This window comes from Streptomyces sp. NPDC000404 (assembly GCF_040300365.1).
Taxonomy (GTDB): domain Bacteria; phylum Actinomycetota; class Actinomycetes; order Streptomycetales; family Streptomycetaceae; genus Streptomyces; species Streptomyces ramulosus.
Window position 1 is genome coordinate 233,897 of sequence record NZ_JBEPDN010000002.1, and the last position, 26,458, is coordinate 260,354.

The following is a 26,458-nucleotide window of genomic DNA, read 5'->3' on the forward strand; positions in this document are numbered from 1 at the left end:
GCCGCCGGGGGTCAGCGCGGTGCGTGCTCCGGGGCGGTGGCGCCGGGCCCGCGGGGCCGGGGCGGCACCGGGGCCGGCCGGCGGCTGGGGTCCGCGGGGGCGGCCGGGTTGCCGGCCCAGTGGGCGTGTGCGGGGACGTCCTCGCCCTTCATCAGGAAGGAGTCGGCGCCGAGTACCGCGCCTTGGCCCATCGTCACGCCGTAGTGGACGAGGGCGCCGACGCCGAGGGTGCAGCCGGCGGCGAGGGTGCTGTGGGCGGACTTGAAGGTGCCGTCCTCCTGGGAGTGGCACTGAATCTTGCTGCCGAAGTTCAGGGTGCAGTCGTCGCCGATGGCGGTCAGGGTGCGTTCGGTGAGGATGCAGCCGTCGTCGAAGACGCGGCGGCCCATCCGGACGCCGAGCAGCCGCCACAGCAGGCTCTTGAAGGGCGTGCCGTTGAAGGCGTTGAAGTGGGTCTCGGGCACCTTCCACACGCGTTCCTGGTGCCAGAAGTCCCGCTCGTAGATGGAGCACACCTGGGGGCGCAGGGCGCGGAAGCGGGTCAGGCAGCGTTCCACGAGGGCGTAGTAGACGGCGGTGTACGTCATGGCGCCGACCAGGAAACCGGCTTCCATCAGGGTGCCGAGGGTGTCGTCGTCCCCGGTGGTCACGAGGCTCATCAGGACGATGCCGTGGAAGTGCGCCCAGCGGATGAGCAGGAAGAGGGCGATGGTGCGGAGGTTGTAGCGGTTCTTGGCCCGGAGGCGGTCGCGGAGGGTGTCGCCGGTGCGCAGGTGGTCGAAGCGGGCGTCGCGTTCGACGGTGCGCGGGATCTCGAAGCTGGGCGAGCCGAGGAGGCCCACGCCGGTGCGGATCTCGCCGTCGAGCGGGATCATCACCTTCGTCGCCAGCAGGCAGTTGTCGCCGGTGCGGCCGCCTGCGGGGTAGGCGATGAAGTTGCCGAGGAAGTTGCGCCGGCCGATCGTGGTGCGGCCGACGCGGAAGGACGAGCCGGAGAAGTCGGCGTTCAGGACCGAGAGTCCGTCGGCGATCATCGTGCCACCGCCGACGGTGGTGAGGAACGGCGAGTCGTGCTGGAGGAAGCAGCCGAAGTTGGAGCCGGTCTGTTCGACGCGGGACAGGTCGTACCCGATGCCTTGCAGGTAGGGGACGATGTAGCTGCTGTCGCCGAAGAGCTGGATGAAGAACTTGAGGTTGGTCAGGCGGGCGATGGTGCGGTGGGTGCCGTAGCGCAGGCCGTACAGCGGATAGGCCTTGTCCGGCCGGATCGTCCGGCGCAGCAGGCGGGGGACGGTGCACAGCACGCCCAGCCCGAGGGTGACGGCGCCGAAGAAGAGCGTCAGGGACAGCAGCAGGGCGTTGAGGTGGAACACCGCCGAGGTCAGGGGCTGTTCGTCGAGGTCGCCGTGGCCGCCGAGCACCGGGAGGCCGGTCCAGAGCAGGGAGAGCAGCAAGAGGGTCAGCGGGATGCCGACGAGCAGGGTCTTGGCGAGGTCCGCCGCGCCGAAGACGGCCCGCCGCAGCGTTCCGCAGCGCCGGGGGGCGACGCGTACGTAGTCGACGTCGGTGGGTCGGGCCGGGGAGCCGTGCCACCGTTCGCCCGCGGGGACGGTGTCGCCGCGCCGGAGGGTGGAGGTGTGGCCGAGTTGGGCGCCGTCGCCCATGGCGCTGTCGATGTCCAGGACGGTGCGTTCGCCGACGAAGGTGTCCCGGCCGAGGGTGACGGGGCCGGTGTGGATGCGTCCGGCGTGGGCCCGGTAGCAGAGGAAGAAGGAGTCCTTGCGGATGACGGAGCCGGCGCCGATGGTGAGCAGGTCGGTGCAGACGGGGACGGTGCGGGACAGGACGGTGACGTGCCGGCCGATCCGCGCGCCGAGCGCCCGCAGGTAGAGCGGGTAGAGCGGGCTGCCGACGAAGAGCACCACGGGGTTGGCGTGCACCAGCACCTTCACGATCCAAAAGCGCAGGTAGACGGCGCCCCAGACGGGGAAGTCCCGGGGCGTCCAGCGCCCGATGAGCAGCCATTTGGCCAGCACCGGGAGGGCGCAGAGGCCGGTGAACTCGGCGCTGCCGAAGACGACGGCCCGGCTGTAGAGCGCCGGGAGCGAGGCGGCGCGGGAGACCCAGGAGTAGCCGCGGGTGGTGGCGAAGGCGATGAGGCAGGAGTAGCCGAGGAAGAAGGCGAGTTGTGCGGCGCCGCAGGCGAGGTAGCGCGCGGTGGGGTGGGCGGGCAGCGGGCCGGCGGGTTCCTCGGGGACGGCCGAGGGCGCGGCCTCGGCGGGACTGCCGGGCACGTGGCCGGCGCAGGCGGCGGCGAGCGCGGCGATGGTCGGGTGCCGGTAGATGTCCTTCATCGAGACCGCGGGCAGCTCTCCGCGCTTGCGGACGCGGGCGCAGAAGTGCGCCATCACCAGGGAGTCGGCCCCCAGGTCGTCGAAGAAGTGGCTGTCGGCGGGGACGCGTTCGGTGTGCAGGACGTCGGCGAGGACGGCGGCGAGCGCGGTCTCCAGGGCGGGCGCCGGGCCGGTGGCGTCCGGGGCGGCGGGTGGTGCGGCGCGTTCGGGGTGGCCGGGCGTGGTTCCGGTCGGTTCTTCTCTCCCCACGTGAACTCCTTGGACGCGTCGTGCCCGTGCGCGCGGGCGGGGTGCGGTGGTGATCGGTGCGGCGGGACGGTGGCGGATCAGGGGGTGCGCATCCGGGGGCTCAGCGGGGTGTGCCGGTGCCCGGGGAATCCGGCAGGCCGCCTTCGGCGCCGTTCGCGTACCGCTCGCTTTTCTTCCGCACAGCTCCCCCATTTCCCGTCCCCGTCGAAGGGATCGTTGAAGAAAGTAGAACTGCCCTCTCGCTCGAACCAGCCGGGTGCAGGCCACAAAACCAACCGGTCGCCCCGCACGGAAAGGATCACCATCCCGCGGCGGAGCGCCCGACCCGCGCTCCGGGAGAATTGCGCGTGACGCGTCCATCACCTGCGGATCTCTCTCCGTTCGGGAGACGGCACGACAGGATCACCGGCCTTCACCACACCCACACGTAAAGCATGTAAATGCTACTTATCGGGCAGCTTCTTATCGTCCACACTTGGGCAAATACGGCAATCCGCCGGGCAAGATGACACACATTCAAGACCTCGACCGGGCATTCGGTTGGCGCGAATCGACCGACGCACCCCGCGTTCCGGATAAAGAATTACCCTGGCTCCGGTAATGACCGGTCACAATCCGTTGGACGCCTCTTCGGAGCGTTCCGAGAATATTTTTATATTCCCCGCCGGAAATCACCGGCGGCCGTATCACTCGGCACCCCGCTCACCACTCACACCGGAATCCACTCTCTTTTCCCGGGCCCCGGAAAGGGCACCGGATCACGGGAAGACCCCCGGACCGAGGAGCGCGCCGGCGCCGCGCCGCCCCGAGGCGCACCTGTGTGCGCGCCCGGCACCACGGCCCCCTTCGCCGCGTCCCTACGGTGGACGCCGGCACAACGACCAGGAGAAGAGGCGGAGATGACGGCTGATCAGGTACTGGGCGACGGGCGGGCACCCGGCGGCGCGCAGGTCCCGGACGAAGAGCTGGCCTGGCTGGATGCGACGGCACAGGCCGATCTGGTCCGCCGTGGGGCGCTGTCGCCGGCGGAGCTGACCGAGGCGGCGATCGCCCGGATCGAACGGCTCGACACCGAACTCAACGCGGTGATCACCCCGCTGTTCGAGAAGGCGCGCGCCGCGGCGGGCTCGGCGCGGCTGCCGAAAGGCCCGTTCCGCGGGGTTCCCCTGCTGCTGAAGGACGTCCTGTGCCACTCCGCGGGCGACCCCGTCCACCACGGCATGCGCGCGCTGCGCGACCGCGGCTGGCGGGCACCGGAGGACGCGACGCTGACGAAGCGGTTCCGGTCCGCCGGTTTCGTCATCTGCGGCCGGACCAACGTCCCGGAGCTGGCCACCAGCGTGACGACGGAACCGCTGGCCTACGGCCCGACCCGTAACCCGTGGGACCTGAGCCGCTCACCGGGCGGTTCGAGCGGCGGGTCGGCGGCGGCGGTCGCCGCGGGCATGGTTCCGGTGGCGCACGGCAACGACATGGCCGGTTCGATCCGGATACCCGCGAGTGCCTGCGGTCTCGTCGGCCTCAAGCCCACCCGGGCGCGGACCTCGCTGGGGCCGGAGTTCGGCGAGTACTGGGGGCCGGTGACGCATGAGCACGTCCTGACCCGCTCGGTCCGTGACAGCGCGGCGGTGCTGGACGCCATCGCCGGGGCGGCGCCCGGCGACCCGTACACCGCGCCCGCTCCGGCGCGGCCCCACCGCGAGGAGGTGGGCGCCGACCCGGGCGCGTTGCGCATCGGGTTCCGGACGGCGACACCGGGCACGGCCGCCCCGGCCCATGCGGACTGCGTGGCGGCGGTGGAGCACACCGCGCGCCTGCTCGACGGGCTCGGCCACCGCGTCGCCCCGCAAGCCGCGGCCGCCCTGGACTCCCCCGGCCTCTTCGAGGCGCTGCCGGACCTGTTCGGCGCCGTCCTCGCCTGGGAGTTGGCGCACTGGTCGCGGCGGACCGGCGCGCGGCTCGAACCCGCCGACCTGGAGCCGATGAACGGAGCGCTCGCCGAGGCGGGCCGCTCGGTCACGGCCGCGCAGTGGCTCTCCGGCGTACAGACGTGGCAGCGCTGGGGGCGCGACGTGGCCGCCCTCTGGGAGGACGGCATCGACGTCCTGCTCACCCCGACGCTCGCCACGCCCCCGCTGCCGCTGGGCCGCCTCGCCCCAACCGCGCAGGAGCCGGAGGAGCTGGTGGCGGGTGTCTCGCAGGGCATCGCCTTCACCCTGCCCTTCAACCTCACCGGCCAGCCGGCTGTCTCCCTGCCCCTGTACCGCAACGCCGAGGGCCTGCCGATCGGCGTCCAACTCGTCGCGGCATACGGGCGGGAGGACGTGCTGATCCGGTTGGCGTCCCAGCTGGAGGAGGCCGCACCGTGGGCGGGTGAGCGCCCGCCGTTCTCGGCGTAGGGGGTTCCCGCGGGGACGGGAGCGGCAGCTAGCCCCGCGGCTTCTCCACGGGCGCGGGCCGGTCCGGGCAGCGCAGGTCGGCCGCCGGGCGGTGTCCGGTGCGGAGGAATTCCGTCACCGCCCGGTCGCCGCAGGCGTTGCCGTGGGCGAGGTAGACGCCGTGGCCGCCGCGGTCGACGGTGACCAGCCGGGCGCGCCCGCCGAGTGCCTTGCGCATGCGCAGGGCGCCGGCGTAGGGCGTGGTCGGGTCCCGGAGGTTCTGGATCATCAGGACGTCGGGCGGTCCGTCCGCGGTGATGCGGACGGGCCTGTCGGCCGGGGCGCCGTGCCAGAAGGCGCACGGGGTGACGTTCACCGGCTGACCGGCGGTCAGCGGGTGCCGCAGCCGGTCGGCGGCCACGTCACGGGCGTATCCGCGGACGTCGCGGGGCCAGCGCACGTCGTTGCAGAGCGTCGCGAGGAACACGGTGGCGTCCCGGTCCGGCACCGGCGTCGCGTACCCCGGCGGCAGCGCGGGCACGGCGTTGGGGTCCTCCGCCGCCACGATCAGGCGGGCCAGATCGGGAAAGGCCGCGTCGTCGGTGAGCGCCTGCTGGACGGCCTGACGCAGCAGATTGCCGGTGAGCGGCTTGTGGGGGGTGTCGGTGGTGCGGGGTGCGCGGTCGAGCCGGTCGGCGAGGGCCAGCACCCTGGGCCGTACCCCGTCCGGGCGCCGGGCGAGACGCAGTCCGTCCCGGTCGCGGGCCGGGTCGGCGGCCCAGCGGGCGAAGTCGGGGAAGCGTTCGTCGGCGCCGGCGGCCGTACGGGCGAGCCAGCCGCGCCCCACGCGCGCCGGATCGGGGTCGTCCGTGCTGTCCAGCACGGTGCGGTCGGTGTGCTCGGGGTGCAGCTGCGCGTAGGTGGCGCTGACGTAGGTGCCGTAGGACACCCCGTAGAGCGACAGCCGGGGCGTGCCGAGGAGACGGCGGAGGCGCTCGATGTCGCGTACCTCGTTCGCGGTGGAGTAACTGCGCACCACCGCGCCCCCGTTGCGGGCGCAGGCGTCGGCCGTGCGGTGGGCGCGGGCCGCGCTGTCGCGGATGTCGCCGCCGGGCCCCGGCCAGCTGCGGTAGGCGAGCACGTCCCGGTCGTCCGCGCGCAGCCCGCAGCCGGAGCCGTCGGAGCCGCCCACGCCGCGCGGGTCGAGGCTGACCAGGTCGTAGGCGCCGTGCAGGGCCGTGCGCAGGGCCGGCCCCCGGTGGGCGAGGGCTTCGACGCCGGAGCCGCCCGGGCCCCCGGGGGCGACGAGGAGGACGCCGCGGCGGGCGGCCGGGCGGTCGCTCGGCAGGCGGGTGACGCGCAGGCTGAGGCGGGCGCCGCCCGGCTCGCGGTGGTCGACCGGGACGGACATCTCGGCGCACTGCTGGTCGCCGGGGCCGCCCGGCTGCACACACGGCGTCCAGGCGAGCCGGTCCGCCGGCCGGGGCACGGCGGGGGCCGACGGCGCGGCGCCGAGGGAGAACATCCCCAGGGCCAGGGCGAGTACGCATCTCCTTATGGTCCTCGCGGGCGAGGTGCCGGCGACCGGTCGCGACGCTCGTGCGGCCGCCCGGTCCCTCCCGATGGTTCGTGGTCCTGTCATGCTCCGCACTCTGCCGGGCGCGGCCGTTGCGCCACTTCCCCCGCGCGGGGGAACGGCCTCCCTCGCACCGGGGAGACCGGCGGCGACGCGCTCCGGGCGCCGCCGCGCGGACGGCGCCTCACCGGCCCGTCCCAGGGTCTGTCGTCAAACTCCCGTCTGCCCCACGAGCGACGACGGGAGTTCGACGACACGCCCTACCCGGGGGTGACGAACCCCGACTCGTACGCGGCGATCACCGCCTGGGTGCGGTCGCGCGCCCCCACCTTCGCCAGTACCGCGCTGACATGGGTCTTGACGGTCTCCGTGCCCAGCACCAGCGCGGCGGCGATCTCCTGGTTGGACATGCCCCGGGCCATCAGCCGCAGGACCTCCGCCTCCCGGCCCGTCAGCGCGGCGCGCTCCAGCAGCGCGCGGGCCCGGGGGTTGGTGCGGCCGGCGGCCATGCGGCGCAGGGCGACCGGGAAGAGCAGCGAGGAACCGGCGGCGACCAGCCGGATCGCGTGGCCCACCTCCGCGGGCTGCGCCCGCTTGAGCAGGAAGCCGTTGGCTCCGGCGCGCAGCGCCTCGTACGCGTAGTCGTCGTTCTCGAAGGTGGTGATCACCAAGATCTTCGGCGGGTCCGGGAAGGCGGCCAGCACCGCGCGGGTGGCCTCGATCCCGTCGAGCAGCGGCATCCGGACGTCCATCATCACCACGTCCGGGCGCCGTTGGCGGATGAGCGGCAGGACCGCGGCGCCGTCGGCTGCCTCGCCCGTCACCTCGATGTCCGGCTGCGCCTGCAGGATCGCCCGGAGCCCGGCCCGGACCAGGGGCTCGTCGTCGACGAGAAGAACGGTCAGCGGCACGGGATCACCCTACGGCGGCCGGCAGCCGGGCATGGACCCGCCAACTGCCCTCATCGGGGCCCGCCTCCGCGTGCCCGCCGAGCAGACGCGCCCGCTCCCGGATGCCGCGCAGCCCCCTGCCCCGGCCCGCCGCGGCCCCGGCGTCGCCCAGCGGATTGCGGATGTCCAGTTCGACGAGGTCGCCGTGGACCGCGATCCGTACGGTGACGGGGACCGGACCGGCGTGCCGCACCACGTTGGTCAGCGCTTCCTGGAGGATGCGGTAGCCCTCCCGCGACACCGGCCCCGCGACGGCGTCCAACGGCCCGGACACCTCGGCCGTCACCTCCGCCCCCGCGCCCCGCGCCGCGTCCAGCAGCCGTGCGGCGTCGGTGAGTTCGGGACGCGCACGGGGCTGCGGGGCGTCCTCGCGCAGCACCTCCAGGACCCGCTCCAGCTCCTCCAGGGCGCGCCGTCCGGTGTCCTCGATGGCGGTCAGCGCCTGCCCGGTGAACTCGGCCGAGCCCGCCGCCCGCGCCGCACCCGCCTGCACCACCACGGCGGTGAGCGCATGGCCGATCGAGTCGTGCAGCTCGCGGGCGAGCCGGTTGTGCTCCATCAGCCGCTCGGTGCGTTCCTCCAGCGCGGCGATGCGTTCGGCCGCCGACGGCGCGAGCAGCCACCGCGCCGCGGCGGCGATGACGGCACCGGCGCCGACCACCACGGCCACCAGGCCCAGGAGCGGCAGCGGCGCCAGCAGCGCGCGGGCGTCGCCGAGGCGCGCCAGCCGGACCGCCAGCGTGGGCAGCCACCCCGAGGCGCTCAGCGTGAGCGCGCCCAGCTGCACCCTCAGCACCAGCCAGCACACCGTGCGCCCGAGGTCAGCGAGGGACGCCGCCGGGGCCGCCGTGATCTCGGCGCGGCGGGCGTCCCGGTCGGGCGAGGGCCGCCCCGGGACGAGCATCAGCCGCGCCTGCACCCCCTCGGCGAGCCGCACCACCGGCACCAGCCCGAGCAGCACGAGCAGCGGCACCGAGAACAGCGCGGCACGCAGCAGCACGGTCTGCCCGTGTCCGTCCGGCCCCGGCCAGATGAAGAGGGAGACCATGGCGATCATGCTGCCGGTCACCAGGTGCAGCCAGCGGCTGCAGACGTTGGCGAGGGTCAGGGAGCGGAGGAACCGGCGCATGGCCGTCATCCTGGCACCGCCGTGCGGCGTCCGGCCTCCCCCGCACGGGGGAGGCGGGCGCCACGGGCGGGGGAGGCGCGGCCGGTTCACGGGGCGGCAGGGTGGAGCCACGCCGCAGGGCGCCGGCGGCCCTGGCCCGGAACCACCACGGGGGTGTGGCTCCGGACCGGGGCAGAGGCGCCCCGGCGCTCCCGGCTCAGCGGTGCCGCACGGCGGGCCCCCGGGGCGCGGACCCCCGCCTGCCGGGGCTCTCGACTGCCGGGGCCCCGCCCGTCACACCGTCAGCTCCGCCCCGTCCTCCGGGACCTCCACCCCCGCGCGCCGCACCTCGGCCGCGGCATCGGAGGACGGGTCCAGCAGCGGATTGGTGTTGTTGAAGTGGGTGTAGAGGCGGCGCAGGCCCGGGTGGCGGGCGAGGCGGGCGAGGGTGCCGCCGGGGCCGCTCACCGGCAGATGGCCCATCAGCGCCTGCCCCGCGTCCGGCGACCGGACCGCCCGCCCCAGCTCCTGCGCGCTGAAGAACGTTCCGTCGACGACGGCGCAGGTCACCGACGCCAGGAGGTCGTCGAAGCCGTCGGGCCAGGTGGCCAGGCAGGGCGCGTAGAGCAGCGCCCCGCCGGTCGCCGGGTCCTCGATCCGTACCGCGCTCACCCAGGGCACCCCGGAGGCGGGCGCCGCGACGTACTTCGGGGCCTTCGTGCCGACCGGGTGCAGGGTGGCGGTGAGCCCGCCGGCCAGCGGGAACGGCGCGGAGGCGGCTGTCCGGTCGGCGGGCCCGGCCTCCCGCCACCGCCAGGGCGCATAGCGGTCCAGCAGCCCCCGCAGCGGCAGCGCCGTGGCGAGCGCCTCGTGGACGGGCGGCGCGGCGTACACCGTCAGATCCGCGCCGCCGCGCAGCACCGCCAGGCCGAGGGCGTGGTCGACCTCCGCGTCGGTCAGCAGGACGCCGCGCACCGGGGTGTCGCGCGGCCCCGGGCCCGCGGCCAACGCGGACGCCGCCTCGATCTGGACCCGGATGTCCGGCGAGGCGTTCAGCAGCCACCAGTCCCGGCCGTTGCCGCTGACGGCGACGGAGTCCTGGAACCGGGACGGCAGCTCACCGCGGCGGCACCGGGCGCACAGCGCGCACCCGCAGTTCCACTGCGGAAATCCGCCGCCCGCGGCGGTACCGAGCAACGTCACCCTCATCGAAAGCCTCCCCAACTCGCCAAACACGCGGGGTTCTTGGCGGTTGCGCCCGCCCCGGAGCCCCGGAAGCCACCGCGGGCGCGGCGGCTTTCCGTGATCGCCGGGAAATCTCCCCCGGAACGGCACGGCTCAACATGCCTGCCGCTGGGTGCGGTTGACGCGGACGGCCGCGCCCCGCCGGGAGGCGCCGCCGATGGCCCGGCCGGGCGTCCCCGCCGCGCGGGTACGGTGGCGCGATGCCCCAGCTGAAGCCGCTGCACCTCGATCACGCCCCCGCGGTCCTCGCCTTCGAGCTGGCGAACCGCGCCTACTTCGCCGCCTCGGTCCCCGACCGCGGCGACGCCTACTTCGACCGCTTCACCGAACGGTTCGACGCCCTGCTGGCCGAGCAGGCGGCGGGTGTCTGCGCCTTCCATGTGCTCGTCGCGGAGGACGGCGCGGTGCTCGGCCGGTTCAACCTCGTCGACATCGAGAACGGCGCCGCGGAGCTCGGCTACCGGGTGGCGCGGCACGTCGCCGGCCGCGGCGTGGCGACCGCGGCCGTCCGGGAACTGTGCGGCGTGGCGGCCGAGCGGTACGGGCTGCGCACCCTGCGGGCGGCCGTCTCCCACGGGAACATCGCGTCCCGGAAAGTGCTGGTCAAGGCCGGTTTCCTGCCGGTGGGCCCGGCGGGTCCGGCCGATCTCGGCGGCGCGGCCGGCACCTGGTACCGGCGCGATGCGGAGCGCCCGCGGTAGCCCCGGCATCCGCCCTACCCGCCCACGCCGCGGTGCCGCACCGCCGATCCCGACCGGTCCTTCACGACCTCCAGCTGGGCCGGGATGCGGCCCTTCAGGTCCGCGACATGGCTGACGATGCCGACGCTGCGGTCGCGTTCGCGCAACCCGTCCAGGACGTCCAGCACCTCGTCCAGGCTCTGTTCGTCGAGGCTGCCGAAGCCCTCGTCGATGAAGAGGGTGTCCAGCCGGGTGCCGCCCGCCTCGTCGGTGACCACGTCGGCGAGGCCCAGCGCGAGGGCGAGCGAGGCGTAGAACGTCTCCCCGCCCGACAGGCTGGAGGTGTCCCGCTCCCGCCCCGTCCAGGCGTCGATCACCCGCAGCCCCAGCCCGGAGCGGCGCGTCCCGGCGCTGCGGGCGTCCGTGTGCACCAGGGTGTAGCGCCCGCCCGACATCCGCTGCAGCCGCTCCCCCGCCACCACCGCGACCTGCTCCAGGCGGGCGGCCAGCACATATGACTCCAGCCGCATCCGGCGCACGTTCTCGCCCGAGGTGCCCGCGACGAGCGAGGCGACGCCGCCGACCACGTCGGACTCGGCGTACAGCGGGGCGAGGTGGCGGGCCTCCGTGGCCGCCAGGTGCGAGAGGCGGTCCAGTGCGGCGCACCGCTCCTGCGCTCCCGTGCGGGCGGCGGCCGCCTCGCGCAGCCGTCGTCCGGCGTCCTCCGCACAGCGGCGCGCGGCGGCCGGATCGGGCGCGGTGCCCGTCGCCGCGGTGGCGGCCGCCGCCTCGGCGACGGCCAGTTCACCGGCGGCCGCGGCCGCTTCCGCCTCCCGGTGGGCGACCCGTTCGGCCAGCTCCCGGCGGGCCGCCTCGGGCAGTTGCGCGGCCTCGGCGGCGGCCGGGTCCGCGAACCCGGCCGCGGCGACCGCGTCGTCCCGCGCCGCCTCGGCCTCCCGCAGCCGCCGCTCCGCCGTGCGGGCGGCGCCCGCCGCCTCCACCACGGCGGCCAGCATCGCGGCCCGCCGCTCACCGCGCCGGGCCCGCTCCGCGACGCTCGCGCACTCGCCGCGGGCCCGTGTCACCTCGTCGCGGAGCGCGGCCCGTTCGGCCTCCAGCGCCTCGCGCCGGGAGAGGCGGGCCGCGATCCGGCGCTCGGCGTCCTGCCGCTCCGTGCGCCGCCGCTCCGCCTCGCGCTCCGCGGCCGCCAGCGCCTCCCGCGCGGGCCGCACCCCGGCCGCCACCGCGCGCACCTCGGCGTACTCGGCGGCCAGCTTCTCGGCGCGGGCGGCACGGTCGCCGGCCGGGGAGTCCCCGGCGGCGTCGGTGGCGGCGGACAGCTCGCCGTGCGCCTCGCGCACCCGGCCCTCCGCCGTGCGGTACGCCTCCTCGCGCTCGCGGTACGCGGCGAGCGCGGCCTCCTCCTCGGCGCGGCCGACGTGCCCCTCCCCCGGCTGCGCGGGCTCCGGGTGCTGCGTCGCGCCGCAGACCGCGCACGGCGTGCCGGCGCGCAGCGCGGCGGCCAGTTCGGCGGCGACGCCCCGCAGCCGGCGGTCCTTCAGCTCCAGCCAGTGCTCGTGCGCCCGGGCGGAGCGCTCCCGCGCGGCCAGCGACGCGCCGCGCAGCCGCTCCAGACGGGCCGTCAGCTCGTCCCGGCGCCGGGCCGCCACCGCGCGCTCGCGCGCCGTGGCCACCGCCGCCTCCAGCGCCTGCGCGCGCCCCACGGCCTCCTGGGCGTGCTCCAGCCGCTCCTGGAGGGCGCGGCGCCGCGCGTCCCAGCCGTCGAGCCACTCCGCGCACTCCGCCACCGCGTCCTCGTCGGCGGCGCCCTCGCGGTCCGCCGCGGCGCGTTCGGCGGTCAGCGCGGCGACGCGCTCCTCGGCGCGGCGGGCCGCGGCCAGCGTGCCGAGTTGGGCGCGCTCCTCGTGCTCCCGCTCGGCGAGCCGCGCGGGCTCCTCACCGGCGAGGGAGGCGGGCAGTTCGGCGCGGCGGGCACGCTCCGCGGCGCCCGCGGCCTCGGCCTCCCGCCGGGCCGTCGCACACCACGCCAGCGCCGGCGCCACCTCGGCGGCGCGGCCCGCGGCCGCCAGGCGTGCCCGGTCCCGGGCGTCCGCCGCGGCCGTCTCCGCCAGGCGGGCGGCGCGTTCTTGGGCATCGGCGAGGCGCCGCCGTACCCGGTCGCGCTCCTGCGCCTCCTCCCACACCAGGGCCGCCGCCCGCTCCGCCGCCTGCGCGGACCGCTCCGCCGAGGCGGCCACGGCCAGCCGCTCGCGCGCCGCGGCCCGCGCCACCGCCAGCCGTACGAGGACGGACGCGGCGAACCCGGGCTCGCCCACGCCCGGGGTATCCGGATCGGTCCGCGGGGCCGGGCGGCGGCCCGTGGTGCCCGGCTTCCGGGCGGCCGGGACGGTGGCCGCCGCGGAACCGGCCGGCAGCGCGGGCAGCGCCGCGAGGTCCGGGCACCTCCCGGCCGCCTCCGCGGCGCGGTGCGCGAGCGCCAGCAGCCGCTCGTCGCCGCCGCGGACCCGCTCGGCCGCCTCCTTGCGCCGGGCCGCCAGCCGCTCCTCGACGGCGGCGAAGCGGCGGGTGTCGAAGAGGCGGCCCAGCAGCCGCGCCCGGGATTCCGCGTCGGCCCGCAGGAACCGCGCGAAGTCGCCCTGCGGCAACAGCACGACCTGGCAGAACTGCTCCTTGTTCAGGCCGAGCAGCCCGCCGATCTCCTCGCCGATCTCCTGGTGCGACCGGCTCAGCGCCTTCCACCGGCCGCCCTCGCCCGGCCCGGCCACGTACTCCCGCAGCCGGCTCTGCGCCTTCTCCCGCGTGGTGCCCGTACCGCGCTTCTTCGGGCGGGTCTGCTCGGGCAGCCGGGTGATCTCCAACCGGCGTCCGGCGACGGTCAGTTCGAGGACCACCTCCGTCGGCGTCCACGGGTCGGCGAGATCGCTGCGCAGCGCCTGCCCCGCCTGCCGGACGCCGGGCACCGAGCCGTACAGCGCGAAGCACACCGCGTCCAGGACGGACGTCTTGCCCGCGCCGGTGGGGCCGTGCAGCAGGAACAGGCCATCGCGCGAGAGCCGGTCGAAGTCGACGGTCTGCGCGCCGCCGAACGGTCCGAACGCCGTGACCGACAACCGGTGCAGCCTCACGGCGCCACCTCTTCCGTCGCCTCGTGGAGCCGTACCTCTTCGAACGCGGCGCGCAGCACCGCCCGCTCCTCCTCGTCCGCCGCCCGGCCCTCGCGCACATGCTCCACGAAGTCCTCGGCCACCTCCTGGTCACCGCGGCCGCGCACCCGCTGGGCGTAGGAGGCGAAGGTGACGGCCGGGCCCTCGTCCGGGTCGAAGGCGAGGGCGAGGGTGTGCGGGAAGCGCTCGGTGAGGTGGGCCATCGGCTCCGGCGGGCGGACCGGGTCGGTGAGCGTCGCCTCCACCCAGTGCTCGGCGTGCCGCTCCAGCGCCGGGTCGTCGAGGAGCGTCTCCAGCCGGCCGCGCAGCCGGGCCAGCGGGCGCGGGACGGGGGCATAGGCGCGCTCCGCCGTCACCGCGCCGTCCGCGCCGAGGTCGATGAGCCAGGACGACTTGCGGTGCGCCGCCTCGGAGAAGGAGTACGCGAGCGGGGAGCCGGAGTAGCGGACCCGGTCGGAGAGCGTCTGGCAGCCGTGCAGATGGCCCAGCGCCACGTAGTCGACGCCGTCGAAGACCGCGGCGGGCACCGACGCGACGCCGCCGGCCGTCAGGTCCCGCTCGCTGTCGCTCACCTCGCCGCCGGTGACGAAGGCGTGCGCCAGGACGACGGAGCGGGTGGCGGCGGGCCGGGCGGCGAGGTCGGCGCGGACGCGGTCCATCGCGGCGCCCAGCACCTCGGTGTGGGCCGCGCGCCCGGCGCCGAGGCGCTCGCGCACGAGGGCGGGTTCGAGGTAGGGCAGGCCGTAGAAGGCGACCGGGCCGTCGGCGTCGTCGATCACGACCGGCTCGCCGCAGCGCTCCGGGTCGGTGCGCAGATGGATGCCGCCGCGCTCCATCAGCCCGGCGCCGACGCCGAGGCGGCGGGCGGAGTCGTGGTTGCCGGAGATCATGATCGTGGGGACGCCGAGCGCGGCGAGGCGGTGCAGGGCCTCGTCGAACAGCTCGACGGCGGCGAGCGGCGGCACCGCCCGGTCGTAGACGTCGCCGGCGACGAGGACGGCGTCGACTTCCCGGGCGGTGACCGTCTCGACGAGATGGTCGAGGAAGGCGCGCTGCGCGGTGAGCAGGCTCACGCGGTGGAAGGAGCGCCCCAGGTGCCAGTCGGAGGTGTGCAGCAGCCTCACCACGCCGCTCCCGTCCGCATCGTCACTCCCTCACCGGCCGCCCCGGGGCGGCCACGCCGGTCCGCAGTCACCCGGACATCCTCGCAGGCTCCGGGGGCGCGCCGGGACGCATGCCCCGATTCAGGCCTCGCCGTACGCCTCGCCGCCCAGCTCCAGGACGGCGGTGCCGGCGGTGCTGTCCGCCAGCCAGGCTTCGAACGACGCGACGTCCGCCTCGGGCAGGCCGATCTCGATGCGGACCTCGGCGCCGTAGGTGACCTCGCGCACCGTGCGCCCGGTGGCCCGCAGGTCGTTCTCCAGCTTTCCGGCCCGCTGGTGGTCGACGGTGACGGTCGCGAGGCGGTAGCGGCGGCGGACGACCGTGCCGAGGCTGTCCAGGGCCTCGCCGACGGCGCCGCCGTAGGCGCGGATCAGTCCGCCGGCGCCGAGTTTGATGCCGCCGAAGTAGCGGGTGACGACGGCGACGACGTACCGCATCTCGCGGCGCAGCAGCATCTGGAGCATCGGGACGCCGGCGGTGCCGCCCGGTTCGCCGTCGTCGCTGGCCTTCTGTACGCCGCCGTCGGCGCCGAGGACGTACGCGTAGCAGTGGTGGCGGGCGGTGGGGTGCTCCTTGCGGACGGCCGCGATGAAGTCCTGCGCCTCGGCCTCGGTCGCGACGGGCGCGAGGGCGCAGAGGAAGCGGGACTTGTTGATCTCGATCTCGTGCACGCCGGCGTGGGCGAGGGTCCGGTACTGCTCCTGCATCGCACCAGCCTATGCGGCGGCGCGGCGGGCCCGGTCACCGGCCACCCGCGCCGGGGTGCGGGGCGGTGTCCGCCGTCCGGGGGCCCGCGGCACGTCCAGGCGGCGTATCCGGGCGGGTGTTGCGGTGCGTCGGACGGGCGCGGGGGCCGCCCGTGGGCACTGTGGCCGGGGCGACGGCCTCGTGCGCGGGGCCCGCTCGCGCAACCCAGGAACCGTACGGCGGGTCGGCGGAGGGCTTCATGGACGACAACACACACACGACGCTGGCGGCGGGCGTGCCCGTGACGGGCGAGGCGATGCCCGAACCGCCGCCGGAGGTGGTCGAGGCGGCCCGCGAGGCGCCGGACCACTGGCTGGCCATGGTGGACCTGACCTGGTCGGGCGAGGGCCCGCCGCCGCTGTGGTCGGTGATCGGGCAGTGGCGGTCGGGCCCGACCGGCGAGATCGAGGACTGGCGGGACAACCCGGAGTACCGGCCCTCTCCGCAGATGCTGGACTGGGCCGAGCCGACGGACCCGGTCGACCAGGCCGTCCAGCTCGCGGCGACGGGGTACGGGCCGGTGCCCGAGGTCGCCCGGACGCTGGCGGTCGCCGAGGTGTCGTACCTGGTCACGGCCGCGGGCGCGCCGCTGCCCGCGGCGTCCCCGGAGGGCACGCCGGTGGTGCCGGTCTACACCTCGGAGGAGCATCTGGAGCCGGTGGGGCGGTTGCTGGTCGACCGGCGCCCGGTGGCGGAGCTGCTGGAGCGGCTGCCGGCCGGGCACGCGCTGTACGTCAACCCGACGGGCGCGGTGAGCATGCTGGTGGAGCCGGACGCGGTGCGGGCGGCGGTCGCGGAGCGCGCGCCGGGCCGGATCGCGGTGGAGGCGGCGATCGGGCGGCCCGGTACGGGCGCGGGCGGCGCGGAGCCGGTGCGGGACGGTGAGGCGGGTGAGCGCGGCGGCCTGCCGAAGCCGGCGCGGACCGCCGCCGTCGGGGCCGGCATGGCGAGCAGCGGGGCCCGCGGCGGCGCGGCCTGACGGCCCGCCCACGAACCCGCCCCGCCCGTCTTCCCCTTCGGGCGGGGCGTTCCGCTGCCCGCGCTCCGCACGGACGGGAATCCCGGGCGGCCGCCGGCCGTTGCCGGTACGGATCCCGCCGTTCTCCGGGGCGGCCGCGGGGTCCGGTACGGCACGGAACGGAATCGGGAGGCGCGTGTGTACGGCGATCCGGCGGTGATCCGCCGCATGCTGACGGAGCTGGGCGACACCTGGGCGGTGGTCGGCCTGTCGGCCAACACCTCGCGGGCGGCGTACGGCGTCGCCAGGACGTTGCAGGGGTTCGGGAAGCGGATCGTGCCGGTGCATCCGCGGGCCGAGACGGTCCACGGCGAGCAGGGCTATCCGTCGTTGTCGGCTATTCCGTTCCCGGTCGACGTGGTGGATGTGTTCGTGGCCGCCGACCGGGCGGGCGCGATCGCGGACGAGGCGGTGGCCATCGGCGCGAAGGGCGTGTGGTTCCAGCTCGGCGTCGTGGACGGGGCGGCGTGGGAGCGGGTGCGCGGCCAGGGGGTGGCGATGGTGATGGATCGCTGCCCGGCGATCGAGATTCCGCGCCTGGGCTGAGCGGCACGGGGTCCGGTGGCGGCGGCGCGGCGGGGTGGCGGTAGCGTCCGGGCATGAACACGCCACGTTCCGCCGTTCCCGGGGACGCCGCCGAATTGGTGCGGCTGCGCCGGTCGATGTTCGCCGCGATGAACGGCCGGGACGCGCCCGGCCCCTGGGAGCGCGACGCCGAGGCCATGGCCCGGCGCCGGCTGACGGACTCCCCCGAGGCGTTCGTCGCGTACGTGGTCGACGGCGCGCCCGGTGCGGGTGCGCCGCATCTGGCGGCGTGCGCGGTCGGCACGGTCGAGGAACGGCTGCCGGCGCCCGGGCATCCCACCGGCCGGTTCGGCTTCGTCTTCACCGTCTGCACCGACGAGCGCTACCGGGGCCGCGGATACGCCCGGGCGGCGACGCGGGCACTGCTCGTCCGCTTCGCGGAACTGGGCGTCACCCGGGTCGATCTGCACGCCACGGACGCCGCCGAACCCCTCTACCGCAGCCTGGGGTTCGCGCCGCACTCCACCGCGCTCTCGCTGGACGTGCAGGCGTGGCGGGCGGACGGCTGAGCCGGGTCAGGCGGTCGCCAGCCCGTCGAGGACGGTGGCGTGCGGGAGTTCGGCCAGCGCCTTGCCGGGGACGATGAGCTTGCCGCGGCGGCTGCCGCTGCCGATCAGCGCGTAGGGCGTGTCGGCGACGGCGGCGTCGACGAGCAGCGGCCAGTCGGCGGGCAGCCCGATGGGGGTGATGCCGCCGTACTCCATCCCGCTGTCGCCGACGGCGGTGTCCATGGGGGCGAACGACGCCTTGCGGGCGCCGAGTTGGCGGCGGACGGCGCCGTTGACGTCGACGCGGGTGTGGGAGAGCACCAGGCAGGCGGCGAGGGTGGTCGCCCCGCCGCGCTTCCCGGCGACGACCACGCAGTTCGCCGACTGCTCCAGAAGCCATGCGCCGTGGTGGGCGACGAGGACGGCGGTGTCGGCGATGGCCGGGTCGGTGTCGACGTAGCGGATCTCCTCCACGGGCACCGAACCGCTCCAGGCGCGCAGGGCGGCGGCGACGGGCGCGGCGAGCAGGTCCAGGCGTTCGACGGCGGGCCGGACATCGGAGAAGGCATCCATGGGCACGGGCATGGCGCCAAGTTAACAGCCGGAAGCGGGGGCCCGGCGGGGCGTCTCAGGGCGTGGGCGGCGCGGGGCCGGCCGGCGGGAGGCGGGGCCGGCGGGCGCTGCCCGGGGGCCGGGTCCGGCGGGCGCGGCGCGCGGCCCGGTTGCCGGAAGCCGGTACGGGGAGGCGCCGGGCGGGCGGACTCCGTCAACCCGCGGCGGCGCCGTTCACCCGGCGTCCGGTGTGCCGCCTTCGGGCTCGGACGGTGCCTCCAGGGCGGAGAGGGCCACGAGTTGTTCGGGCGTGACGCCCTCCGGCACGGGTACGGGCGCCGGGGTGCGCAGCGGCGGCTGCCAGCCGGACGCCGCCTCCCAGCGGCGGACGACCCGGGCGGGAGCCCCGGCGACGACGGCGTGGTCGGGTACCTCGCCGCGGACCACCGCGCCCGCCGCGACGACCGCGTTCCGGCCGAGCCGGGCGCCGGGCAGGATGACCGCGCCGGTGCCGACCCAGCTGCCCGGTCCGATGCTGACCGGTGCGCTGCGGGGCCACTGCTTGCCGACGGGCACCTCGGGGTCGTCGTAGCTGTGGTTGGTGGTGGTGAGGTAGACGCCCGGGCCGAAGAAGCAGTCGTCGCCGATGGTGAGCGGGACGTCGGCGATCACATGGCTGCCGCGTCCGAGCACGACGCCGTTGCCGAGGGTGAGGATCGGGTCGGGGCCCAGGTCGAGGTCGGGCATCATCCCGGCGGTCAGGGTGACGTCCTGGGCGATGATGCAGTGGTCGCCGAGGGCTATCCAGGGGTCGCCGAAGACCGTGCCCTGCGGGAAGGCGAGGCGGGTGCCGGGGCCGATGGCGCGGAAGCGGTAGGGCCCGGGGCGCTCGGCGGTGACCGCGCCCGCCCGGCTCATCCACCGCGTCCCGCGGTGCACGGCGCGCGAAGCGGCCCGGCGCCGCCAGGCGGCGAGGGAGGAGAACACGTTCTTGTTCGACACCACTCGCACACCGTACTCAGCGCGCCGGGCGCCCGGTCGCGCCCGCCCCTGTGATCTTCGCCCCAGCCCGGCGGGCGTGGCACGGGGGGCGTCGCTCAGTCGGTGAACGCCGCGGCGTGGGTCTCCGCGAGGTCCCGGTAGACGGCGGCGTTCAGCTTGATGCCCTCGCGCTCCTCGTCGGTCAGCTCCCGCTTGACCTTGGCGGGTACCCCGGCGACCAGCGATCCGGGCGGCACGACCATGCCCTGCGGCACCAGCGCCTGCGCGGCGATCAGCGAACCGGCGCCGATGTGGGCGCCGTTGAGGACGGTGGCGCCCATGCCGATCAGGACGTCGTCCTCGACGGTGCAGCCGTGCAGCACGGCGTTGTGGCCGACCGAGACCCCGGAGCCGACGGTCACCGGGAAGCCGGGGTCGACGTGGACGGTGCAGTTGTCCTGGATGTTGCTGCCGGCGCCGACGGTGATCGGGCCGCAGTCGGCGCGCAGCACCGTCTGGTACCAGATGCTCGCCCGGGCGCCGAGCGTCACCTCCCCCAGCACGACCGAGGTCGGGGCGGTGAACGCCGCCGGGTCCACGACCGGTGCGGTGTTGCCCACGCCCGCGATGAGTGCGCCCTGCGCCATTGCCGTTCTCCTTCGTCCGTTCGAATCGCGCCGGGTGCACAGTAGGCGACGGGGCGGACGCGGCGTCAGGCGGCCTCCCAGCCCGCCTCGATCATCCGGAAGATCTCGTCCACCGCCGCCTTCGGGTCGGCCGCTTCCAGGGCCAGCGCGTAGGCGTCGATCACGAACCGGGCGAGCGCCCGGCAGGCCGTCGCGCTCCGGGACGGACCGGCGTCGGCGGCGAGGGCCGCGGCCAGCGACTCCGCGTGGCGCAGCCACATCGACTCCTCGTACTCCCGCAGGGCGGGCGAGCCCTCGATCATCCGCCGGACCGGGGCGGCGGCGTCCGACGCGCAGTGCCGGACCAGGGCGTGGACCTCGCGGTGCAGTGCGAGCAGCGGCGGCTCGTCCGGCGCCCGGTCGGTGACCGCGCGGGTGAGCCGCCGCTCGAAGTCCTGGTCCTGCTCGAACACCAGGGCCTCTTTGGCGGCGAAGTGGGAGAAGAGCGTGGTGACGGCGACATCGGCCTCGGCGGCCACCTCGCGGATGCCCACGGCGTCGTAGCCGCGCTCCAGGAAGAGCCGCAGGGCGGCATCGGCGATCTTCCGGCGGGTCGCGGCCTTCTTGCGCTCTCGGCGTCCGGGCGGCTCGGTCATGCGCCGACGCTATCAAATGCAAAAGTGCAACAACTCCAAAACACTAACGGTTAGTGTTACGGTCGGCCGCATGAAGAGAGTGAGCTTTGCCGAGTTCGGTGGTCCCGAGGTGCTGCGCCTGGAGGACGCCGAGGAGCCCCACGCGGGCACAGGACACATACGCATCGCCGTGCGCGCGGCAGGAGTGAACCCCGTCGACTGGCGGATCCGGGAAGGCCAGCGGCTGGCGGCCCATCCGGTCGAGCTGCCCGCCGGGGTCGGGCAGGACGCGTCCGGGGTGGTCGACGAGGTCGGCGCGGGCGTCACGGGCGTCGGGATCGGCGACCGCGTGTTCGGCGAGGGGGTGGCCACGTACGCGGAGTCCGCCGTGCTCACGGCCTGGGCCCGGATGCCGGAGGGGCTGTCGTTCGAGGAGGCGGCCGGGTACCCGTCCGTGATGGAGACCGCGCTGCGCGTCCTTCGCGAGGTCGGCGTCCGGCCCGGGCAGACGCTGCTGGTCAGCGGCGCGTCCGGGGGCGTCGGATCGGCGGTGCTGCAGATCGCCCGGGACCGCGGCATCGCGGTGATCGGCACGGCGGGCGCCGCGAACCAGGACTATCTGCGGAGCCTGGGCGCCGTCGCGACGACCTACGGCGACGGCTGGGCCGAGCGGGTGCGGCGGCTGGGCCGGGTGGACGCGGCGCTCGATCTGGCCGGCTCGGGAGTGATCCGCGAACTGGTCGGCCTGACCGGGGATCCGCGGCGGGTGGTCTCCATCGCCGACCTCGGTGCGCCAGAGCTGGGCGTCCGGTTCTCCGGCGCGGCCGGAAGCCTGCCGGATGCGCTCGCCGAGACCGTCGGCCTGCTGGCCCGGGGCGCGCTCCACATCCCGGTCGAGAAGACGTATCCGCTCGGCGAGGCCGCGGCGGCGCACATCGACAGCCGGAGGGGGCACGCGCGCGGGCGGCGGGTCATCGTGATCTGAGCCCCGGCTACGGGAAGGCCGCCCGCGCCGCCCTCACCCACGGTGACGCGCCCCGCACCGCCGGCATGCGATCAAGGGCGGTGGCGGGCAGGCTGAGGCCATGCAGCGCGCACCCGTCATCGTGCACCCGCCCTGCTCGGGCGGCCGTCGCGTCACGCTCCACGGGCAGGACATCGGGCGGGCCCGGCGGCCGGGCGACATCGCCGCCATCCTGCGCCGCGCCGGGTTCCCGGCGGCGGATCTGATCTGGGACGACGCGGGGATCTGCGAGTGGCGGGAGGGCGGGCCCGACATCTGGTTCACCCGCTGAACGGCACCGGCCCGGTGGCGGAAGCCACCGGGCCGGGAAGAGCTGCGGAGCTGGAGATCAGTCGGCCGAGGCGCCGACCGGCTTCTCCTGCGCCGCCTCACGCGCGGCCGCGGCCTTCTTCGCGCGCTGCTTCATGACGAGGAACGAACCGGCGCCGAAGAGCAGGGCGGCGACCAGGCCCAGCCAGGAGAAGCGCTGGAGCCAGTGCTCGGCGACCACGCCGACGCTGTAGATGAGGGCGGTGGTGCCGCCGGCCCAGACGATGCCGCCGAGGATGTTGGCGATCAGGAACTTCCAGTAGGGCATCTTCAGCACGCCCGCCAGCGGACCGGCGAAGATCCGCAGCAGGGCGATGAAACGGCCGATGAAGACCGCCCACATCCCCCACTTGTGGAACTTCTCCTCGGCCATCGCGACATGGTCGGGCCCGAAGTGCTTCGGGAACTTGCGGCCCGCCCAGTCCAGCAACGGCTGGCCGCCCTTGCGCCCGATGAGGTAGCCGATCGAGTCACCGATGATCGCACCGGCCGACGCGCAGGCGCCCAGCACGAACGGGTCGATGTGGTCCTGGGTGGCGGCCAGGATCGCCGCGCTGACGAGGACGATCTCGCCCGGCAGCGGAATGCCCAGGCTCTCCACCCCGATGACCACCCCGACCAGGAGATACACGCTCAGGGCCGGTACCGTCGCCAGCCACTCCTGGATGTGCAAAGCCGCTTCCTCCGCATGGTGTCGGGCCCCCGTGGGCCACTGCCGGGTGTCACCGAAGCCGGTGCATCCGATTCCCCCGGCGCGCCGGACGGGCGCGCCTGGGAAGCGTACTCGACAGCCCGGCGCGCGGGCGGGGTCGCGCACGCGCCGGGGAACATCCGAAGGCGGGAGGCAGGGCCCAGGTCAGCTGTTCGGGCGGAGGGTCCAGACGATGGACATCTCGCCGGTCACCGCGCCGTCCTCGCGGGTGATCGTGACGTTCACGGGGAATTCGGGGCGCTGTCCGGCGTCGAGGTCGGCGATCACCTCGGCGACGGGGCGGCCCAGCTGCGCGGTGGCGGTGACGGGGCCCTTGGCGAGCTTCTTGTAGCCGATCTCGGCGCCGACGGCGAGCGGCACCGCGCGGTGCAGTTCGGAGCCGAAGGCGCTCATCACGATGGCGCCGCTGGCGGACTCGGCGAGGGTGAACATCGCCCCGGCGTGCGGTCCGGCGACATGGTTGTGGAAGTCGGGCTGGTCGGGCAGGCGGACGACGGCGCGCTCGGCCGTGGTCTCGGTGAATTCGAGGTTGAGGGTGCGGACCATCGGCACGGAGGCCGCCATCATCGCGCCGATCGACGGCAGGGGCTCGGAAGACATGAGCGTCATGTTACCTGTGAGTAGCTTCCGGCGGAAGGCCCGTCCCCACACCGCGGCGCCGGCCGCCGCATATCGTGGACGCCCATGACGACGACCGCACCGCAGCCGCCCGGGAGACCGGGCCCGCAGCACACCGGGAGCCCGCTCCCCCGCCCCGTACGCCCGGCCGTCGCGGCGGCGGTACGGCGGTGAGGTGGGGCAGACCCCAGTGGGCGGGGCGGAACTACACGATCCTCACGACCGCCACGGTCGTCTCGGGGCTCGGCCACGCCGGGGCGCTGATCGCCGCCGCGTTCGCCGTGCTGGGTGCGGGCGGCTCGGCCACCGACGTCGGGCTGGTCGCCGCCGCCCGCACCGTCCCGCTCGTCGCGCTGCTGCTGGTCGGCGGGGCGCTCGCCGACCGGCTGCCGCGGCACCGGGTGATGGTCGCGGCCAACGCCCTCAGCTGCCTCTCCCAGGGCGGCTTCGCGCTGCTGGTGCTGACCGGCGACCCGCAGCTGTGGCAGATGGCGGCGCTCGCCGCGCTGGGCGGCGCCGGGCAGGCGTTCTTCGGGCCCGCCTCGGAGGGCATGGTGCTCGCCAGCGTCTCCGGGGAGCACGCGTCGCGGGCGTTCGCGGTGTACCGGATGGGCATGAACGGCGCCAACATCGGCGGCGCCGCGCTCGGCGGCGCGCTGATCGCGGCCGTCGGGCCGGGCTGGGTGCTCGCCGCCGACGCGGCGGCCTTCGCCTGCGCCGGGGCGCTGCGCGCCTTCCTCGACGTGAGCGGGGTACCGCCGCGCACGGGCGACGGGGGCATGGTCCGGGCGCTGCGCGACGGCTGGCAGGAGGTGATCTCCCGGCCCTGGCTGTGGTCGGTGGTGGTGCAGTTCTCCGTGGTCAACGCGGTGATCGCGGCGGCGGAGGCGGTCTACGGCCCACTGGTCGCCGATGCGCACCTGGGCGGCCCGGGGCCCTGGGGCGTGGCGCTCGGCGCGTTCGGCGCGGGCACCGTGGCCGGGGCGCTGCTGATGACCCGCTACCGGCCCCGGCGGCTGCTGCTGGCAGGTTCGCTGTGTGTCTTCCCGCTGGCCCTGCCCTCGGCGGCGCTGGCGGTACCGGTGTCCGCGGGGTGGCTGACCCTCGTGATGGGCCTGACGGGCGTGGCGGTCGAGGTGTTCGTCGTCACGTGGATGACGGCGCTGCACCAGGAGATCCCGGAGGAGAAGTTCTCCCGGGTCTCCTCGTACGACTGGCTGGGCTCGGTCGCCGGGATCCCCCTCGCCACCGCGTTCGCCGGGCCCGTACAGGACGCCGTCGGCCTGCGCGCCGCGCTGTGGGGGTGTGCCGGTCTGGTCGTGCTGCTGACCGCGGCGGTGCTGTGCGTCCCGGGCGTACGGCGGCTGACCCGGCGGACACCGGAGGCGGTGGCGGGCGAGCGCACGCCGGACGTCGCGCCGCCGGTGGCGGAGGGTCCGGCGGTCGGCTGAGGCGGCGGGCCGCCCGGCCGGGTCAGCCGAGGCTGAACGCGCCCCGCGGCGGCTCGGGCGAGGCGACCGCGTCGGCGTCCGCGACCGGGGCGGCGTCGCCGGTCAGCCGGCGCAGGGCGGCGCCGTGCGTCACCCGGGCCGGGAAGGCGTCGCCGGCCGCGCGGCGGGTCAGCGCGGCCAGCGGCAGCGGCTCGGCGGAGGCGACGAGGACGGTGTTGCCGAAGCGGCGGCCGCGGAGCACGGACGGTTCGGCGATCAGCGCCACCTCCGGCCAGACCGCGGCGGCGTTCGCGAGTTGGCCGCGCAGGAAGGTGAAGGGCGCGCCGTCGGCGAGGTTCGCCGCGTACACCCCGCCGGGGCGCAGAGCGCGGGCCACCGCGCGGGCGTAGGTGACGGTGGTGAGATGCGCGGGGACCCGCGAGCCGCCGAAGACATCGCCGATGACGAGGTCGGCCGAGCCCTCGGGCGCCGCCTCCAGCTCCCGCCGGGCGTCGCCGGCGCGCACCGTGACGCCGCTGTCCGCGGGCAGCGGCAGTTCGTCGGCGACGAGGGCCAGCAGGCCCCGGTCGGCCTCGACGACGCGCTGACGGGAGCCGGGGCGGGTGGCCGCGACGTAGCGGGGCAGGGTCATCGCGCCGCCGCCGAGGTGCAGCACGTCGAGCGGCTTGCCGGGCGGCGCGGCCTCGTCCAGGACGTGGGCGAGGCGGCGGACGTACTCGAACTCCAGGTGTTCGGGGGCGTCGAGGTCCACATAGGACTGCGGGGAGCCGTCGACGGTCAGCAGCCGGGCCCGGGGCCGGTCGACGTCGGGCAGGAGTCGGGCGGTGCCGCCGTCCACGTCACGGATGACCGGTATCGGCTCGGAAGGTGCGTCCACGCTCCCATTGTGCCGGGCGGGCGGGGGCGGCACGGGGACGGGGCGCGGCGGGCGGGACCGCCGGAAGACGCCGTGCCCCGCGGCCGCCGCGCCGTCGCCCTTGAGCGGCGCGCCTCATGGACGCCCGGCGCCCGGGCGTCCGTCGGTTACGCTCCCGACGTGTTCGAACCCGCCGCGCCCTCCGACGGCCTCGCCGCGCGCGCCGTGCGCGTCCTCCTCTCCCCCTGGTTCCGGCTGGCGCTGCTCGTGGTGCTGCTCGCCGGGGCGGCGGCGGCGATGCTGTGGTGGCAGCCGCAGCGGCTGCTGACCGGGGAGTTGCCGGAGCGGCTGACGGGGCCCGGCGCGCTGATCGTCTACGCCGTCGCGTACGGCGTGTGCACCATGGCGTTCGTCCCGCGGCCGTTCCTCAACCTCGCGGCGGGCGCGGTGTTCGGCAGCGCCTCCGGGAGCCTCACCTCGCTCGCCGGGACGGTGCTGGGCGCCGGGTTCGCGTTCGGTCTCGGCCGGTGGCTGGGGCAGGACGCGCTGCGGCGGATGCTGCGGGCGCGGTGGCTGACCGCCGCCGACCGGCAGCTGAGCGAGCACGGTTTCCGCTCCATGCTGGTGGTCCGGCTGCTGCCGGGGCTGCCGTTCTGGGGGACGAACTACTGCGCCGCGGTCTCCCGGATGCGCTGGGCACCGTTTCTGCTGGCCACCGCGGTGGGCAGCGTCCCCAACACCGTGGCGTACGCGGTCGCGGGGGCGCGGGCGGCCGCCCCCACCTCGCCGGCGTTCCTGCTCGCGACGGCGTTCATCGCGGTGAGCGGGCTCGTCGCGGCGGGGCTCGCCTGGCGCAAGCGGGCGGCGCTGCGCGGCGGCTGAGCGGCGGTCACCCGGTGGCCGTCCGGGCGTGGCCCGCCGTACACCTTCCGTCGTTACGGTGCCCGGGCCGCCGCATGATCGCCTT

The 26,458-nt window shown here is 75.8% G+C and carries 24 protein-coding genes; 9 read left to right on the forward strand and 15 right to left on the reverse strand.

The window, feature by feature from the left end; translation table 11 throughout:
* Nucleotides 1–11 precede the first annotated feature (11 nt).
* Entirely contained in the window at nucleotides 12–2,603 is a 2,592-nt protein-coding gene (locus tag ABT345_RS04115) for a Pls/PosA family non-ribosomal peptide synthetase (RefSeq protein ID WP_386458397.1), read from the reverse strand.
* Nucleotides 2,604–3,502: 899 nt separating this feature from the next.
* Between ABT345_RS04115 and ABT345_RS04120 the strand changes: the two genes are divergently transcribed.
* Nucleotides 3,503–5,002 carry an amidase gene (locus ABT345_RS04120; protein WP_345081572.1) on the forward strand — a complete coding sequence of 500 codons (1,500 nt, stop codon included), beginning with the start codon at nucleotides 3,503–3,505 and terminating at the stop codon, nucleotides 5,000–5,002.
* Nucleotides 5,003–5,030: 28 nt separating this feature from the next.
* On the opposite strand, the gene ABT345_RS04125 is transcribed toward ABT345_RS04120, so the two are convergent.
* The 4 genes from ABT345_RS04125 to pqqB form a co-directional block, all read right to left on the reverse strand.
* On the reverse strand, nucleotides 5,031–6,623 hold the full coding sequence (locus tag ABT345_RS04125; protein ID WP_386458395.1) for an alpha/beta hydrolase: 1,593 nt from the start codon (nucleotides 6,621–6,623) through the stop codon (nucleotides 5,031–5,033).
* Between the two features lie 194 nt (nucleotides 6,624–6,817).
* A complete protein-coding gene (locus tag ABT345_RS04130; protein WP_345081574.1) occupies nucleotides 6,818–7,468 on the reverse strand; it encodes a response regulator transcription factor in 651 nt (216 codons plus the stop codon).
* Between the two features lie 4 nt (nucleotides 7,469–7,472).
* A complete protein-coding gene (locus ABT345_RS04135) occupies nucleotides 7,473–8,636 on the reverse strand; it encodes a sensor histidine kinase (protein ID WP_345081578.1) in 1,164 nt (387 codons plus the stop codon).
* A gap of 273 nt (nucleotides 8,637–8,909) precedes the next feature.
* Nucleotides 8,910–9,824 (reverse strand): pyrroloquinoline quinone biosynthesis protein PqqB, encoded by a 915-nt coding sequence (pqqB, locus tag ABT345_RS04140; protein ID WP_345081581.1) that lies wholly within the window; start codon nucleotides 9,822–9,824, stop codon nucleotides 8,910–8,912.
* Nucleotides 9,825–10,060: 236 nt separating this feature from the next.
* Here pqqB and ABT345_RS04145 point away from each other — a divergent pair, with 236 nt between their 5' ends.
* Nucleotides 10,061–10,561: a GNAT family N-acetyltransferase gene (locus tag ABT345_RS04145; RefSeq protein ID WP_345081584.1), complete on the forward strand. Its 501-nt coding sequence runs from the start codon at nucleotides 10,061–10,063 to the stop codon at nucleotides 10,559–10,561.
* Nucleotides 10,562–10,575: 14 nt separating this feature from the next.
* Here the strand turns inward: ABT345_RS04145 and ABT345_RS04150 are convergent, their stop codons facing one another.
* The 3 genes from ABT345_RS04150 to ABT345_RS04160 all read right to left on the reverse strand — a co-directional run bounded on the left by ABT345_RS04150 (nucleotide 10,576) and on the right by ABT345_RS04160 (nucleotide 15,596).
* Entirely contained in the window at nucleotides 10,576–13,686 is a 3,111-nt protein-coding gene (locus tag ABT345_RS04150; RefSeq protein WP_345081587.1) for an AAA family ATPase, read from the reverse strand.
* The gene (locus ABT345_RS04155) at nucleotides 13,683–14,849 is read right to left on the reverse strand and encodes an exonuclease SbcCD subunit D (protein WP_345081590.1); all 1,167 of its coding nucleotides are present in this window, start codon (nucleotides 14,847–14,849) and stop codon (nucleotides 13,683–13,685) included. Before ABT345_RS04155 ends, ABT345_RS04150 begins: the two co-directional genes overlap by 4 nt.
* 120 nt (nucleotides 14,850–14,969) lie before the next feature.
* Nucleotides 14,970–15,596: a YigZ family protein gene (locus ABT345_RS04160; RefSeq protein ID WP_345081593.1), complete on the reverse strand. Its 627-nt coding sequence runs from the start codon at nucleotides 15,594–15,596 to the stop codon at nucleotides 14,970–14,972.
* A gap of 239 nt (nucleotides 15,597–15,835) precedes the next feature.
* On the opposite strand from ABT345_RS04160, the gene ABT345_RS04165 reads away from it, so the two are divergent.
* From ABT345_RS04165 to ABT345_RS04175, 3 genes are all read left to right on the forward strand, one after another.
* The gene (locus ABT345_RS04165) at nucleotides 15,836–16,615 is read left to right on the forward strand and encodes a type VII secretion system-associated protein (RefSeq protein ID WP_345081596.1); all 780 of its coding nucleotides are present in this window, start codon (nucleotides 15,836–15,838) and stop codon (nucleotides 16,613–16,615) included.
* Nucleotides 16,616–16,792: 177 nt separating this feature from the next.
* Nucleotides 16,793–17,200, forward strand: coding sequence for a CoA-binding protein (locus ABT345_RS04170; protein WP_345081599.1), 408 nt, complete (start codon nucleotides 16,793–16,795; stop codon nucleotides 17,198–17,200).
* A 53-nt stretch (nucleotides 17,201–17,253) separates the two neighbouring features.
* Nucleotides 17,254–17,748, forward strand: coding sequence for a GNAT family N-acetyltransferase (locus ABT345_RS04175; protein ID WP_345081602.1), 495 nt, complete (start codon nucleotides 17,254–17,256; stop codon nucleotides 17,746–17,748).
* A gap of 6 nt (nucleotides 17,749–17,754) precedes the next feature.
* Here the strand turns inward: ABT345_RS04175 and ABT345_RS04180 are convergent, their stop codons facing one another.
* From ABT345_RS04180 to ABT345_RS04195, 4 genes are all read right to left on the reverse strand, one after another.
* The gene (locus tag ABT345_RS04180; protein ID WP_345081605.1) at nucleotides 17,755–18,312 is read right to left on the reverse strand and encodes a YbaK/EbsC family protein; all 558 of its coding nucleotides are present in this window, start codon (nucleotides 18,310–18,312) and stop codon (nucleotides 17,755–17,757) included.
* Nucleotides 18,313–18,513: 201 nt separating this feature from the next.
* Nucleotides 18,514–19,284 (reverse strand): acyltransferase, encoded by a 771-nt coding sequence (locus tag ABT345_RS04185; RefSeq protein ID WP_345081608.1) that lies wholly within the window; start codon nucleotides 19,282–19,284, stop codon nucleotides 18,514–18,516.
* Between the two features lie 92 nt (nucleotides 19,285–19,376).
* A complete protein-coding gene (locus tag ABT345_RS04190) occupies nucleotides 19,377–19,907 on the reverse strand; it encodes a gamma carbonic anhydrase family protein (RefSeq protein ID WP_345081611.1) in 531 nt (176 codons plus the stop codon).
* 65 nt (nucleotides 19,908–19,972) lie between these two features.
* On the reverse strand, nucleotides 19,973–20,542 hold the full coding sequence (locus tag ABT345_RS04195) for a TetR/AcrR family transcriptional regulator (RefSeq protein ID WP_345081614.1): 570 nt from the start codon (nucleotides 20,540–20,542) through the stop codon (nucleotides 19,973–19,975).
* Between the two features lie 70 nt (nucleotides 20,543–20,612).
* Between ABT345_RS04195 and ABT345_RS04200 the strand changes: the two genes are divergently transcribed.
* Together ABT345_RS04200 and ABT345_RS04205 are read left to right on the forward strand one after the other, a co-directional pair.
* Nucleotides 20,613–21,506, forward strand: coding sequence for an NADP-dependent oxidoreductase (locus tag ABT345_RS04200; protein ID WP_345081617.1), 894 nt, complete (start codon nucleotides 20,613–20,615; stop codon nucleotides 21,504–21,506).
* Nucleotides 21,507–21,606: 100 nt separating this feature from the next.
* Nucleotides 21,607–21,816, forward strand: a complete 210-nt coding sequence (locus tag ABT345_RS04205) for a hypothetical protein (RefSeq protein ID WP_345081620.1) — start codon at nucleotides 21,607–21,609, stop codon at nucleotides 21,814–21,816.
* Between the two features lie 57 nt (nucleotides 21,817–21,873).
* On the opposite strand, the gene ABT345_RS04210 is transcribed toward ABT345_RS04205, so the two are convergent.
* Nucleotides 21,874–22,527, reverse strand: coding sequence for a DedA family protein (locus ABT345_RS04210; protein WP_345081623.1), 654 nt, complete (start codon nucleotides 22,525–22,527; stop codon nucleotides 21,874–21,876).
* 183 nt (nucleotides 22,528–22,710) lie between these two features.
* Nucleotides 22,711–23,166, reverse strand: a complete 456-nt coding sequence (locus ABT345_RS04215) for a DUF4442 domain-containing protein (protein WP_345081626.1) — start codon at nucleotides 23,164–23,166, stop codon at nucleotides 22,711–22,713.
* 188 nt (nucleotides 23,167–23,354) lie between these two features.
* On the opposite strand from ABT345_RS04215, the gene ABT345_RS04220 reads away from it, so the two are divergent.
* The gene (locus tag ABT345_RS04220; RefSeq protein ID WP_345082520.1) at nucleotides 23,355–24,635 is read left to right on the forward strand and encodes an MFS transporter; all 1,281 of its coding nucleotides are present in this window, start codon (nucleotides 23,355–23,357) and stop codon (nucleotides 24,633–24,635) included.
* Between the two features lie 22 nt (nucleotides 24,636–24,657).
* Here the strand turns inward: ABT345_RS04220 and ABT345_RS04225 are convergent, their stop codons facing one another.
* Nucleotides 24,658–25,512 carry a spermidine synthase gene (locus ABT345_RS04225; protein ID WP_345081629.1) on the reverse strand — a complete coding sequence of 285 codons (855 nt, stop codon included), beginning with the start codon at nucleotides 25,510–25,512 and terminating at the stop codon, nucleotides 24,658–24,660.
* Between the two features lie 159 nt (nucleotides 25,513–25,671).
* On the opposite strand from ABT345_RS04225, the gene ABT345_RS04230 reads away from it, so the two are divergent.
* Nucleotides 25,672–26,373: a TVP38/TMEM64 family protein gene (locus tag ABT345_RS04230; RefSeq protein ID WP_345081632.1), complete on the forward strand. Its 702-nt coding sequence runs from the start codon at nucleotides 25,672–25,674 to the stop codon at nucleotides 26,371–26,373.
* The last annotated feature ends 85 nt before the right edge of the window (nucleotides 26,374–26,458 follow it).

Coding starts and splice junctions, on each gene's coding strand:
- ABT345_RS04135 (WP_345081578.1), bottom strand. CDS start 8,636: ATGCGCCGGTTCCTCCGCTCCCTGACCCTCGCCAACGTCTGCAGCCGC.
- ABT345_RS04165 (WP_345081596.1), top strand. CDS start 15,836: ATGGACGACAACACACACACGACGCTGGCGGCGGGCGTGCCCGTGACG.
- ABT345_RS04215 (WP_345081626.1), bottom strand. CDS start 23,166: ATGTCTTCCGAGCCCCTGCCGTCGATCGGCGCGATGATGGCGGCCTCC.
- ABT345_RS04190 (WP_345081611.1), bottom strand. CDS start 19,907: ATGGCGCAGGGCGCACTCATCGCGGGCGTGGGCAACACCGCACCGGTC.
- ABT345_RS04180 (WP_345081605.1), bottom strand. CDS start 18,312: ATGCCCGTGCCCATGGATGCCTTCTCCGATGTCCGGCCCGCCGTCGAA.
- ABT345_RS04120 (WP_345081572.1), top strand. CDS start 3,503: ATGACGGCTGATCAGGTACTGGGCGACGGGCGGGCACCCGGCGGCGCG.
- ABT345_RS04175 (WP_345081602.1), top strand. CDS start 17,254: ATGAACACGCCACGTTCCGCCGTTCCCGGGGACGCCGCCGAATTGGTG.
- ABT345_RS04200 (WP_345081617.1), top strand. CDS start 20,613: ATGAAGAGAGTGAGCTTTGCCGAGTTCGGTGGTCCCGAGGTGCTGCGC.
- ABT345_RS04195 (WP_345081614.1), bottom strand. CDS start 20,542: ATGACCGAGCCGCCCGGACGCCGAGAGCGCAAGAAGGCCGCGACCCGC.
- pqqB (WP_345081581.1), bottom strand. CDS start 9,824: ATGAGGGTGACGTTGCTCGGTACCGCCGCGGGCGGCGGATTTCCGCAG.
- ABT345_RS04125 (WP_386458395.1), bottom strand. CDS start 6,623: ATGACAGGACCACGAACCATCGGGAGGGACCGGGCGGCCGCACGAGCG.
- ABT345_RS04145 (WP_345081584.1), top strand. CDS start 10,061: ATGCCCCAGCTGAAGCCGCTGCACCTCGATCACGCCCCCGCGGTCCTC.
- ABT345_RS04160 (WP_345081593.1), bottom strand. CDS start 15,596: ATGCAGGAGCAGTACCGGACCCTCGCCCACGCCGGCGTGCACGAGATC.
- ABT345_RS04205 (WP_345081620.1), top strand. CDS start 21,607: ATGCAGCGCGCACCCGTCATCGTGCACCCGCCCTGCTCGGGCGGCCGT.